The 12,587-nt window shown below is 45.0% G+C and carries 10 protein-coding genes; 1 reads left to right on the forward strand and 9 read right to left on the reverse strand.

Annotated elements, in window-relative coordinates:
• Nucleotides 1-19: 19 nt before the first annotated feature.
• The 6 genes from BV405_RS04155 to BV405_RS04180 all read right to left on the reverse strand — a co-directional run bounded on the left by BV405_RS04155 (nucleotide 20) and on the right by BV405_RS04180 (nucleotide 7,456).
• The gene (locus BV405_RS04155; protein WP_086479615.1) at nucleotides 20-1,255 is read right to left on the reverse strand and encodes a tyrosine-type recombinase/integrase; all 1,236 of its coding nucleotides are present in this window, start codon (nucleotides 1,253-1,255) and stop codon (nucleotides 20-22) included.
• Entirely contained in the window at nucleotides 1,245-1,751 is a 507-nt protein-coding gene (locus tag BV405_RS04160; protein ID WP_086479616.1) for a hypothetical protein, read from the reverse strand. Before BV405_RS04160 ends, BV405_RS04155 begins: the two co-directional genes overlap by 11 nt.
• Nucleotides 1,744-3,990 (reverse strand): site-specific integrase, encoded by a 2,247-nt coding sequence (locus BV405_RS04165; protein WP_086479617.1) that lies wholly within the window; start codon nucleotides 3,988-3,990, stop codon nucleotides 1,744-1,746. The genes BV405_RS04160 and BV405_RS04165 overlap by 8 nt, the downstream gene beginning before the upstream one ends.
• Nucleotides 3,990-6,065, reverse strand: a complete 2,076-nt coding sequence (locus BV405_RS04170) for a hypothetical protein (protein WP_086479618.1) — start codon at nucleotides 6,063-6,065, stop codon at nucleotides 3,990-3,992. Before BV405_RS04170 ends, BV405_RS04165 begins: the two co-directional genes overlap by 1 nt.
• Before the next feature lie 61 nt (nucleotides 6,066-6,126).
• Complete coding sequence (gene recA / locus BV405_RS04175; RefSeq protein ID WP_086479619.1) at nucleotides 6,127-7,152, reverse strand: recombinase RecA; 1,026 nt, start codon at nucleotides 7,150-7,152, stop codon at nucleotides 6,127-6,129.
• A 70-nt stretch (nucleotides 7,153-7,222) separates the two neighbouring features.
• Nucleotides 7,223-7,456, reverse strand: coding sequence for a hypothetical protein (locus tag BV405_RS04180; protein ID WP_086479620.1), 234 nt, complete (start codon nucleotides 7,454-7,456; stop codon nucleotides 7,223-7,225).
• A 267-nt stretch (nucleotides 7,457-7,723) separates the two neighbouring features.
• Between BV405_RS04180 and BV405_RS04185 the strand changes: the two genes are divergently transcribed.
• Nucleotides 7,724-9,718, forward strand: a complete 1,995-nt coding sequence (locus tag BV405_RS04185) for a DNA topoisomerase III (RefSeq protein ID WP_086479621.1) — start codon at nucleotides 7,724-7,726, stop codon at nucleotides 9,716-9,718.
• Between the two features lie 8 nt (nucleotides 9,719-9,726).
• Here BV405_RS04185 and BV405_RS04190 read toward each other — a convergent pair whose 3' ends face one another.
• The 3 genes from BV405_RS04190 to BV405_RS04200 all read right to left on the reverse strand — a co-directional run bounded on the left by BV405_RS04190 (nucleotide 9,727) and on the right by BV405_RS04200 (nucleotide 12,484).
• A complete protein-coding gene (locus BV405_RS04190) occupies nucleotides 9,727-10,227 on the reverse strand; it encodes a CinA family protein (RefSeq protein WP_086479622.1) in 501 nt (166 codons plus the stop codon).
• A gap of 166 nt (nucleotides 10,228-10,393) precedes the next feature.
• On the reverse strand, nucleotides 10,394-11,896 hold the full coding sequence (locus BV405_RS04195) for a methyl-accepting chemotaxis protein (RefSeq protein ID WP_086479623.1): 1,503 nt from the start codon (nucleotides 11,894-11,896) through the stop codon (nucleotides 10,394-10,396).
• 3 nt (nucleotides 11,897-11,899) lie between these two features.
• Nucleotides 11,900-12,484 carry an SCO family protein gene (locus BV405_RS04200; protein ID WP_176330044.1) on the reverse strand — a complete coding sequence of 195 codons (585 nt, stop codon included), beginning with the start codon at nucleotides 12,482-12,484 and terminating at the stop codon, nucleotides 11,900-11,902.
• Nucleotides 12,485-12,587 lie beyond the last annotated feature (103 nt).

Consider the following 12,587-nt stretch of genomic DNA (forward strand, 5'->3'; position numbering starts at 1 on the left):
AAACCAGCACCTATTTTTATTAAGCAAGCACTCTCGTGATTCCACCAATTTTACGTTCTCTAATAAGCGCCAATTCCATTTCTAGCTCAGACTCCCGAAGCGACAGATTTTCTCGTCCTTCTTCTGACATGTAGCGAGCTTGTGCAGTATCGACATAATATCGAATAGTTGTATCCGGACTCTCGTGACCGGCCTGAACTGCAACAATCTGCATCAAGTTGGCCTTAATTACTCTCTCTTTATCAGGAGAACCAGCAGCCATAGTGCGTTCAACACGATATAAAACAGTTGCAAGTGCTGTTAACGAATAGCGGCGCAATGCATGTGGAGTGATATTTTTACCTAGACCTTTGAGAAAGTCGTAAACTGTTCTTGCATCCATTTTGGCATGCTTTGAGCTATTACCTGCGTTTACGAACAAATAGGGTATATCAATCGGAGCCCCAAACTTCTCTTTTTTTGCTTCAAGTATATCCGCACGCTCAAACTCAATATATTCGTGTGTCGCCTCAATCACTGTTCGTGGAACCATCACCTTGCGAGTTTTTGCGAACTTAGTCCCCCTACTGACGATCACATCAACCATATGAGTATCAAGATTGTCTAAACTGGGAATATCAACAACTTCTAAACTAACTAATTCATTTCGGCGTAAACCAACAGCTGTTAGCCAACGAAAGATGAGATGATCCCGGAGCTTCATTGCCTCTGAAAGCTCCTCGTTTTGCGCCGCATAGCGAAGTAGAATTGTCTCTTCTGCACGCTCTATATCACTATGTGTCGGAACAGGTTTTTGGTGAGATTTAATCGTTTTTAGTAAAAATGGGATACGATATTCCACTACCGAGTTACTGCCTGGTTTCTGTTTGCTGACACGAATTCTATATTCCGCATCCGAGGCTTTATCTTTCCAACCAATCATACTATCTGAACGCCCTTCATTTTGTGACCACCAATAGAACGTACAGATACTAATCAAATGCTTATTAACATACTGATAAGAAAGATCCTCTTCGACCAGAAAATCTCTAAACTGCTCAACAATTAAACTTGTAGCTCCGTAAAGAGGCACCCCTATTTCAGAGAGATAGTTCTTCCAATTCACCAAATGCCGAGCGTCATTGGCCACAGTGGAGTAATCAAGTTTGAGCGAAAATTTCCGCCAAATTAAAAACTCCGTCAAGTCTCGCTCAGTTACGCCTGTTTCACTATGGATAACAGGACACGAAGGAGCACTATAGTAGCTAACTTTCACGATAGTTAGCCTTAGACAAGTTTCTCTTTGACGTTACTTGATCTGCCCATACTGCCTGCTTAACTCCTAATTGACAGCGCATATCCATGAGCTCACGCCTGAGCTGAATATTTTCATCCACCTTGGTATCCAGTTGCCGCTTTAGACGCTTTACTTCTGCAGTTAGATTTCTCTTCTGGCGTTCTAACTCTGCAATTTTTGGTTGATTGCCTTTGCTGATTCGAGCTTCATTACGTCGTATTTGCTCGCATTCTAAAAGTGCCGTGTCAATCTTACTTCGTAATTCGGTGCCAGACTTTAGTGATTTTGAGGCCTTTGATATCGGCTTAAATGCACCTTCAGAGAGTGAAACAAACCAGTTATAGCTAAACCTATCAGGAATTGTAAATCCACCATCACCTCCTTCTAGAAAGCATTGAAGTGCCGCTAGCTTTGTTTCTACTTTCTCAATTAGTGCCACCATTTTCTGTGTATTGACATTCGAGATATTAGACATCAGATACCCCTCGAAGCTTCGCCGCAGCCAGAATTGGTGATTTATCAGAAATTAAATCATTAATATTAACAAGAGACATAGGTTGCTCTACAGGTATTAGGTTATGACATCCACTACATGAACCAATGGAGGCAGCTGAAAGTTGTACAGTATTATTTTCAAAGCACTTGCTGCGAGACTTGATATTTTCGGTCCGGCCAAAACACGCACCATCTGGTACAAAGGACAAAATATACTGGTCGGCTAATCTTTCTTTTCTTTCCATCCTCTGAATACGACTCTCGGTCTGTGTGTCAATTTGACCAAATATTTCATCTAGTTCGCTACCAACAACCGATTCACTACAAGACTTAAGCTCCTCTTCAACAAGATCAATGATTCGTTCATTTTTCACTGACTTAAACGCCCATTGTCCATCTTCATCTGTAATGTAGTGCATTGTCATATCTACAGATTCATGTCCAAGAAACCAACTTAGTGAAGGTAAATCAGCATCATCATAACGATAGTAATAACTCATCGCTAAAAATCGACGAAACTGATGGTCTGAAAATGAGTAGGAATGCCCATATTCGTCTAATGCTTCGATACTGCAATAATCACAGAAGTCATTAAAATCAGGCCAAGCATCTTGGATATTTTCATTTACTATTGATGGCAGCTTTAATAACTTATTAGAACTATCTTTGCTGCGTGCATCCTCACTTATTTTTTCAAGCAAGTTGATTGAAGTTGCAACCAACTTAGTTGTTGGCAATAATCTATCGCCCTTACCAACTTTTTCCTGATCGAAAACAATAAAGTAACTATCACTTATTTTCTGGATACAACCAGTTTTAAGCCCCATAATTTCATCTTTTCGGCGCCCAGTAAAAGCGAAAGTCACAAGTAAGCATGCAGATACTAGGTGTTTATTAATAACACGCTGCAATGAATTACCCTCTATAGGCGGCGTATAATTACACCATCTATGAGCTGTCGCTTTACTACAACCCATTTCCCTAGCCACTTCAAGATAGGTATTACCTTTTAATCGAAGACTCTTAGCTTCCGCAACCTTAACTAAATCAACTGCACCTCCAGTTTTAGCAAAAGATCGTTCTATAGAATTAATCGAGAAAGGAAAAAAATCAGGCTGATTATATTTAAACCATTCCGTCATTTTCTTAGATACATAATGCCGCCTTGATGCATCTGACGCCTTACTCTCTCGTTCATTAAGATCGTCAAGGTACCGGCTATAACGTTTTAAAGCTTTCTTTTTAAAAGCTAATAGGTCCTCAGAATAATCAAGTACCCACCTAATTGCCTCATCCATCAGTCTATAGAAAACCTGCCGGGGGATATTACGTGTTTTACCTCGTTTTGCGGATGCATGTCTCTTGGAGAGCCCTGAAATGTTTATACCCGAGAGCCAATACTCCTTCAGCCTCTGACTCTCAGGAAATATAGAGCTAAAGATATATACCGCTTTGAAAAGCCCCAGTATAGGATGAAGACTTTTTCTAATAGTATCCGAAGTCTGTACCGTCTTCGTATCGGTATTTTCTACTAGCAACTTGGAATTTTTCTTATATGAAAAGCCGTGTTTTTTTAGCAAGATAATCCGTTTTTCTTGATAGCGTTGACAGCTTTGAGCAGATCTAGGCGAAAGTCCAAGTTCAGCCATAAAAGCGGTATGATCAAATACAGGTTTTGATTGGCCAAGCCTATATATCTTGAAGTCAGATAGTCGTACGGGATCATCAAAAAGGTAGCAAATCGATTCAATTGCCCGGTTTTCTATATTTAACCGCTGTTCATTCGTCTTATTTAAATAATCATTGATTATTCTTTCCGATACAGACTTATTAATACTGGATAGATTGCTAATACCAATCACTTGTCTTAAGTATCTTACAAAACCAATAATTATATTATATGTTTTATATATTCCCTCTGGAGATGTTGAAGAGATAGATACATAGCCTTTCTTCATCATCCAGCTTAAGACAAGAAAAATTTTTATGGTTTGCAGTAGATCAGGGGATTCTCTGAGTGTCATACCACCGACATCAATAGGCTCATTAGCCAGCTTGAGAGTCCATGTTTTCTGTGCATTCCTTTCTGACTTCAAGACCCATTCATCTGAATCAAAACAGCAACCATCGAACCAAGGAAGCGATAACCCATCAGAGGCATGGTAATGGCCTACTTTAAGAAACATGTCGTACGGAGAAAGATCGATCGCTACGTTCATTAAGGCACCTCAAGCATTGGTATCACATGCCTGTAAGGATTTGTCTCTTTACGCTGCTGTCTTGCTGCAAGTCTTATCAACGCAGTGTGCATAGAATTCGAACTAAAACGATTTAGCAACATCTTGGTAAATATATGCCAGATTCGCCATTTCTCAAATGCATCCTCTGACAACTCTCTTTCTGCCAATTCCAGAATTTCATTCCAGTGCATAACATTTGCGATATTCGACTGCGAAAGCACGAAAATACCTCTTCGATTATCACAAGTTGGACAATGCTCCACTTTGTTGCAGATCACGCCAGGAGATGTATCCGGCGCGACTCCTGCGAATGGATCGCGACAGTGTATCCCGCCAAATTGTTGATTCAGAGTATCTTCTAGTTCAGCTTTCTTAATGCTACTTGCCTTAGTCTCACGCGTAGAATACAGAGATTCATCAATACCAACCTTCATCGCAAACTCGGTAATATCTATTGTCAGCAACGCCTCAAACCAGTCTAGAAAGTCTCGTATATTTTTTTCACGTCTAAGTGTTTCTGGCAAGTGATAAGTGTAACGATTTGCCATTTGAAGCCCTACGTGCTGTCCCAGCTCTGCAACAGCTGTAGCATCTCTCGTCAATATCCCTTCGAGAAGCAATAGAGACCCCCTGATCGCACGAGGTGTAGCGTGCCAGGCACCGCCAGACGCATCTTCACATAATTTTGAAAATCTATTTCTTAGAAAACTACTTGTTGGGTGAGTTGGTATATAGATACGCGGACCAGTTGTACTATTTTTTGTATAGTTTTTATGCCATGACAAAAATAATTTATCTCTATCTTTAAACCTTACATATTTCAAAAAATCCTTTCGACATTCTAACTGATGTTCAAAAACATCCTTTACAGTCAGGGTATCTTCAGACAATGGCGCATCACGTACAGTAAAGGCCCGACTCATACTTTCGAAACCAGATGAACGGCGTTTGATCCAGTTCAGCCTATAGCTTTCTTCTACACCATCATTAATTACTAAATCATTAATCGAAAGACTCCAGATCGACTCCGAGTTTCCAGCTGTTTCAAACAATATAAAAGTGTAACCAGCCACCATCCCAGATCGACTCTTACCTAAATAAAACTCTATTTCTTCTCTCGCTAAACCATGCAACTTCCGTAGTTCATTGAATTTAAAATAAACTTTTTCATTATAAAGAGGATAAAGACCACTGTTGTAAATCTTTAGCCAGATGACCATGGCTTTCAGACGATAGGAAGGAGAGATAAAGTCACTACCCAGATCGGGTCTAGGGCCTTCAATTAAAGTATTTATATGTGTAGCAAGAGCTATAATCTCAGGATTTTTGCACCAATCTGCCGCCTCACTCGTGGCTTGAATATAGTTGACATATTGTTTCGCTGCCTCTCTCTTTAACTGCGATATACGATTCTCTAAGAGCCTTGTCGCAATGTTAATATGAGAAGAAGAACTAATAATTTTAGCTGAAGGATGATTAACCAGCGATTGAAGCAAATAAACCAAATCGGAATCGAGCTGTACATCATCGTCATCTAGAGTGTTTACAAGTGATGACAATCCATCTTCAGATAATCCAAGTACTGCTAGAGTACTTTCATTAAGCAGAGTGGTACCGGATCCTAAGCTTTTATCGATATTCCACCCTTTCAGTACCAAGTCATGAGGCACTATTCCTTGGTTAGCACAGAAATCACATATAAATACTCTAGGCCCTGCTAACAGATTATCTTTAGTTACTAACTTATATTCATGAAGGTCAATATGTTCACGATAAGATGACAATGCATTCTGCCAGAGCATAAATTCGGCATCCGCATTAAGCTCAACCTCGCCTCTTACAAATTTTCTTAAAGAATCAATCTTTTTTTCTGAAGCAAAGTATTTAAAAAAAGAACGCAGCTGTGCCCAATGCGTTTCCTCTGAACGCCTTGGCATTTGATCAGTCCACAGACGGTATGCTTCAATTATTTTCAGTAAGAAGTCGCTTCCAAATGCTTGGAGAAAGGGGGAGAAATCTCGGGATAGGTATTCTTTAGTGAGGGTGTAATTCATAGCATTAATGACCTCTCGTATCTATGATCCCCCCCTCACCTGCTAAGGAGAAATAATGATTTTATTCTTCTGAGTTTTCATCTACCTTTTTTGGCGCTGGCTTAGGTAACAACTCATCGCGAATAGCTGCTTCGATTTCCTCAGCTATCTCTGGACGCTCTTCCAAGTATTTCGACGCGTTAGCTTTACCTTGTCCTATTTTTTCGCCTTTGTAAGAGTACCAAGCACCAGCCTTCTCTATGAGTTTTAGTTGAACCCCAAGATCAATCACTTCACCCATATGGTAAATCCCCTGACCATATAGGATCTGGAACTCCGCTTGTTTGAAAGGCGGTGATACCTTGTTCTTTACAACCTTAACGCGGGTTTCGTTACCCACAATCTCGTCCCCCTGCTTCACAGAACCGGTACGACGTATATCCAGACGAACAGACGCGTAAAATTTCAGTGCGTTACCACCGGTTGTGGTTTCAGGGTTACCAAACATGACGCCAATTTTCATTCGTATTTGGTTGATGAACACAATCATACAGTTCGCGTTCTTTGCTGCACCAGTCAATTTACGAAGGGCTTGCGACATGAGGCGTGCTTGAAGCCCCATATGAGAATCCCCCATATCACCTTCGATTTCAGCTTTTGGCGTCAAAGCTGCAACTGAGTCAACGATAATTACATTAACTGCATTAGAACGTACCAACATGTCAACGATTTCTAAAGCCTGTTCGCCAGTATCTGGTTGAGAGACAAGCAAGTCATCGAGATTTACACCAAGCTTTTCTGCATAAATTGGGTCCAGTGCATGCTCCGCATCAACAAATGCACATTGATGACCTGCTTTCTGTGCTTCTGCTACAACCTGTAGAGAAAGCGTACTTTTACCAGCACTTTCTGGACCATACAGCTCAATTATGCGCCCCAGAGGAAGACCTCCAATCCCTAACGCAATATCCAAACCCAAAGAGCCTGTTGAAATACTTGGAATTGCCTCTCGTGGTGTATCACCCATTCTCATAATTGCGCCTTTACCAAATTGACGATCAATCTGGGATAGAGCAGCATCTAAAGCTCTTTTTCGATTTTCATCCATTATCTCTCTCCAAAACCTGTGTATACCAGTACACTTTTTAAACAAACATTTTCGTGAAACTAAAACAGATCTACAGCGTGCAAACCGAATTCCCTATAGGCTTTCTGAAAATCTCAACAATACGACCAAAAGGCAGACCGCCAATACCCAGAGCAACGTCCAAACCGAGAGAACCGGTGGATACTGCAGGGATAGCTTCACGAGGCTGTTCGCCCATGCGCATTACCGCGCCTTTACCAAACTGACGTTCAATCTGGCCTAATGCGGCAGACAGAGCTTTCTGGCGATTTTCTTGATCAGACATGACACACCTTTCGATTGAGATCCTTAAACTGCGGAATACTGTATATGAAAACAGTATAGGTGTACAGTATTCCCAGCGACTATCTGAAGCACATTTTCAAAGTACTTTATAATCAAATAGATAGCGCAAAATCAGGACAAAAATTAAGCTTTAAACCTGCTTCCTTAACCGGAAGTCATCCGGTAAAACACTGGATAAAACCCAGGTTTTGGCAGCTCAGGGACAGGTTGAAACGATAGTGGCAAATTATAACGGTCTGGCAGTCTGATGAAACTTTATATTGCGGAAAAACCCAGTTTAGGACGCGCAATCGCTGCGGTATTACCCAAGCCTCACAAAAAGCATGAAGGTTACATCGAGGCGGCCAATGGTGACTGTGTCAGCTGGTGTATTGGCCATCTGCTGGAACAGGCTGATCCGGAAAGTTATGACCCCGCCCTGAAAAAATGGCAGTTGGATAGCCTGCCGATTATTCCCGAAGAATGGCAGCTGAAACCCAAAAGCCAGACCCGCAAGCAGCTGACCGTGCTGCGCCAGCTGGTGAAGAAAGCCAGCCAACTGGTTAACGCCGGAGATCCGGACCGCGAAGGACAGCTGCTGGTGGATGAGGTGATCAGCTACCTTAAACCACCTGTGAATAAGATCAAAAACGCTCAGCGGGTTTTGATCAGCGATCTGACTCCGGCTGCGGTTAAAAAAGCGATTGAAAACCCAAGATCCAATCGTGACTTTATTCCACTGGCGACCTCCGCCCTCGCCCGCAGTCGGGCCGACTGGCTGTACGGCATCAACCTGACCCGCGCCTTCACGGTGAAAGGCCAGCAATCCGGTTATAGCGGTGTGCTATCCGTCGGTCGTGTACAGACTCCGGTGCTGGGTCTGGTGGTACGGCGGGATGAAGAGATTAACAATTTCCGACCGAAAGACTTTTATGAGGTGCTGGCTCATATCCAGCCTGCCGAAGGTGATCCTGTCAGTTTTACCGCTAAGTGGCTTCCCAGCGAAGCCTGCCTGCCCCATCAGGATGAAGAGGGCAGAGTAATCAATCGCAAGCTGGCTGAGCATGTGGTGCAGAGTATTTTCCAGCAACCCGCTAAGGTGGTGAAACTGGAGGAGAAGCAGAAAAGTGAAGCACCGCCACTGCCGTTCAATCTGTCACAGCTGCAGATTACTGCGAACAAGGCATTTGGCCTTTCTGCCCAGCAGGTGCTGGATACCTGCCAAAGTCTCTACGAAAAGCACAACCTGATCACCTACCCCCGCTCCGACAGCCGTCATTTGCCCACTGAACAATGGGGCGATCGTCATCAGGTTTTCAGTGCTATCGGTAATAATCTGGGTAACGAGCATCCGGCTACTTTTGTTTCACAAGCCAATCCGGAGCTGAAGAGCAAAGTCTGGAATAACAGCAAGGTTGATGCGCACCATGCGATTATCCCGACGGGAAAGCGTTCTGATATCAGCCGACTTTCCGCTACGGAGCAGAAACTGTATCGCCTGATTGCCCAGTATTATCTGGCGCAGTTTTTTCCCGCTTATCGCTATCTGGCGCAAACGGCAGAGTTCGAGATCAAAGGCGGTCACTTTATCGCCAAGGCACGACAAAATCAGGACCTCGGCTGGAAGCCACTAATGAAACAGGAGCCTGAGGAGCAACACCTGCCACCGTTCAAACAGGGGGATATCCTCTGGTGCAGTCATGGTGAGTTATTGGCTAAGGAAACGCAGCCACCCAAGCACTTTACCGATGCGACCCTGCTGGCAGCGATGACGGGGATCAGCCGCTTTGTACAGGATGCCGAGATCCGCAAAATTCTGAAGGAAACCGATGGACTGGGTACAGAAGCGACCCGGGCGGGCATTATCGAGCTGTTGATAAAACGAGGCTTTATCCGACGACAGAACAAACTCATTTTATCCACAGACTCAGGTCAGGCACTGATCCGGAATCTGCCGGAATCCACCACACTACCGGATCGCACTGCTCAGTGGGAAAGTCAGCTGGATGCCATCAGCCAGAAAGCCAAACGCTACAACGATTTTATGTCGCCCATGTTGGAGGACCTTAAAGCGCTGGTCGAACAAGCCAAGACAACCCGCATGAGCGGACTGGCCGGTTTAAAAGGACAAAGCCCGTTTAAGAAACGTCGTAAAAGTAGTGCAAAGTCAGGGGCGACCAGTAAAACAAAGACAAAAACTAAAGCCAGTAGTGCAGGCTCCGGCAGAAAATACCCAAGCCGCAAACCCAAAACGACCACCTGAACTTACACTTATGACAGAAAAGCCAGCAGACGGGACAAGGCCATATCTATGGTCTGTTCCCGAACGGCTTCCCGATCGCCCTCAAACAAAAAACACTCAGCCTGAATGTCGTCACCTGCACTTTCAGAGAGACCACCCCAAGCAATCCAGACGGTGCCGACCGGTTTCTCCGGACTACCGCCCCCCGGGCCCGCGACACCGCTGACGGCTACAGCAAAGGAGGCTTCACTATTGGCTACCGCGCCAGCAACCATGGCTTTGACCACAGCCTCACTCACTGCTCCGTGCTCAGCAATAACCTCAGCAGGAACATCCAGCATACGGCTTTTCGCCTGATTGGAGTAGGTAACAAAACCGGCATCAAACCAGGCAGAACTTCCCGCCACAGCGGTTAAAGCCTGAGCGATACCGCCACCTGTGCAGGATTCCGACGTGGCCATAAAAACCTGCCGCCGGGTTAACTGATTTGCCAGTTGGCTGATAGTTTTAAGGCGCTGAATGTTATTCATTGAAGACTACTCAGATCAGGAATGAGAACTGGCATCTTAGGGTATTCCGCTTAACGATCAAGCGTTCATCACCCAATGACAGATATTAGAAGGCCCGATAACCTAAACGCTAGCGGGCCTTTTGACCTGGAAAGAAAGCAGCCAAAAATCAGCTCTGGAAATAAGATCAGGTTCTATAACCACTGATCAGCTGATCAACCTGCAGGATCTGCTCATCCAACTGCTCAGCCATTGTTCTGGCTTTTTGCGCCCCATCTATCAGACCCTGTCCCGACTCTGTCATAACCTGTAGGTTCTCATTGATCGCATTAGAGGTAGCGGATTGTTCCTCCGTTGCTGAGGCAATCTGAATATTCATCTCATTCACCTGAGCGATAGCACTTTCGATATGCTCAATCGCAACACCCGCATTCTGAATAGAAGCCAGTGTTTCTTCAGAACGCTGATGTCCCTGTTCGATAGATTCCAACACCACGCTCGAGATTCGGGTCAGTTCATCAGCGGTATTGCGGATCTCCAGGGTAAATTCCTGAGTACGCTGAGAAAGTGTGCGCACCTCATCAGCGACCACTGCAAAGCCACGCCCATGCTCACCGGCACGGGCTGATTCAATCGCAGCATTCAGTGCCAGCAGGTTGGTTTGTTCCGAAATATCACTGATGGATCCTGTAATATTCGCAATCGCCGCAACCTTACTCACCAACTCGTTAACCTGAGCAATCGCGGCCTCTAACGCCTGATTGGTCGTTTCCGTCATCTCGATGGAATGATGCATACTTCTGGAGCCTTCGCGGGCGGCATCCACGGCCTGATTGGCAGAGTCCGAGGCCAGTTGCGCATTCTCTGCCACCTGCTGCACACTCACGGTCATCTCCTGAGTTGAGCCTGCTGCGGAGTTCAGCTGACCTTCCTGCTCCATAGAGATACGGCTGGTGTATTCGCTTACCGCAACCAGCTCTCCTGCACTCTCTTTCAAATGCCCTGAAAGCCCACGAACCTTCTCAACCAGTCCGGTAAACTGTTCCATCAGATAGTTGAAAGACTCACCGGCAGCATTGCCTGACTCAACACGACCGGACAGATCATTCTCAGCCCGGAACTGATCCACCAACTCAATCACTCTGTTAGCCTGATCCCGCTGTGCTCCCATCTGAATCGAGAAATAGATCAGAATACCGGCTTCAAAAACCACAAAGGCAGCATGCAGAAAAGCGATTCCCCAGCTACACCCATAATTGAAAACCATCAGCGCCATACCACCCAGTTCAACCCCGGATAGCTGCATGAAGGTCATGAGCAGATGGTGTACCGCGATCACGCCTGCCGCGACCAGTACCGGCAGCCAGTCCCGATAGATAATCAGCAGCGCCAGTGCGCCAAAGATATGAAAGTGCATCTCGATACGCCCCATCTGCGCCTGAATCATAATGGCGGAGAAAAGCATTACGCAGGCAGCAAACAGTGCAGAACAGGCGCGGGTTCCCTTCAACAGGCTGTAACCGGCAAATGCCAGCCCGCCCACCATAAGAGAAGCGACTAAAGCAAAAACCGTCGTGCCGTAACCGTAAGGCACAAGAAGTCCGACCACGGGGATATGAAGCAGCAGCAGGATCAGCATCTGCTTATCGATCGAAAGCAGCTGTTGCTGAGCATAGTTGGAGTTGTTCATGGTTTACTTCCTATCATCAAACCTATTGATCAGTCGTCTCAGATCCTGCTCAACGCGATCAAGATCCAGAGCTGTTGAGGTGTAAACCAGCTCAAGCTGTCGAGCCGGATTCACCACATATAAAAATCCACTATGGTCGATTTCATAGCTTTGCGAGGTTGGCCGGATGGCGGCTGAATCCATCAGATCCATAGCCAATTTCTGAGCCGCTTGAAACGATTCAGGTCTGACCGCTACAAAACGCTCGCCTAAAGCCTGCATGGTTTGTTTCAGCTTAGTTGATGTATCCCGCTCGGGATCAAGGCTGATAAAGATAAAACGCACCGGAGCATTCTTCAGACGCTCATCCAGAACTTTCAGGTTCAGCAACTGCTTCGGACATACGGTCCCGCACTGCAGATAGCCCAGAAATACAAGGCTAAGAGTCTGCTTATCCGTTGCAGGTAAGGCCAGTTCACCGACATCTGTCTTTCGCTTCAGACCGAAGTAATTCCCGTCACTTAAAAGCGCCGGTAAAAAGGGCAGTGAAAACAGAACAACGGAAACCGCCAGAGACAACAGTAATGCCGGCAACCATTTGGCTTTCAAAAGCAACGGCAGCAACCTCCCGACAGAAAAGCTAATCAAACAAAACCTAATAAATAGTTTAGTGCATTTACTCATATTACTGATCAACTGAAACCTCTGAATT

Source organism: Oceanospirillum sanctuarii (genome assembly GCF_002150805.1).
Taxonomy (GTDB): Bacteria; Pseudomonadota; Gammaproteobacteria; order Pseudomonadales; family Halomonadaceae; genus Oceanospirillum; species Oceanospirillum sanctuarii.

Coding starts and splice junctions, on each gene's coding strand:
- BV405_RS04160 (WP_086479616.1), bottom strand. CDS start 1,751: ATGTCTAATATCTCGAATGTCAATACACAGAAAATGGTGGCACTAATT.
- BV405_RS04165 (WP_086479617.1), bottom strand. CDS start 3,990: ATGAACGTAGCGATCGATCTTTCTCCGTACGACATGTTTCTTAAAGTA.
- BV405_RS04170 (WP_086479618.1), bottom strand. CDS start 6,065: ATGAATTACACCCTCACTAAAGAATACCTATCCCGAGATTTCTCCCCC.
- recA (WP_086479619.1), bottom strand. CDS start 7,152: ATGGATGAAAATCGAAAAAGAGCTTTAGATGCTGCTCTATCCCAGATT.
- BV405_RS04180 (WP_086479620.1), bottom strand. CDS start 7,456: ATGTCTGATCAAGAAAATCGCCAGAAAGCTCTGTCTGCCGCATTAGGC.
- BV405_RS04185 (WP_086479621.1), top strand. CDS start 7,724: ATGAAACTTTATATTGCGGAAAAACCCAGTTTAGGACGCGCAATCGCT.
- BV405_RS04190 (WP_086479622.1), bottom strand. CDS start 10,227: ATGAATAACATTCAGCGCCTTAAAACTATCAGCCAACTGGCAAATCAG.
- BV405_RS04195 (WP_086479623.1), bottom strand. CDS start 11,896: ATGAACAACTCCAACTATGCTCAGCAACAGCTGCTTTCGATCGATAAG.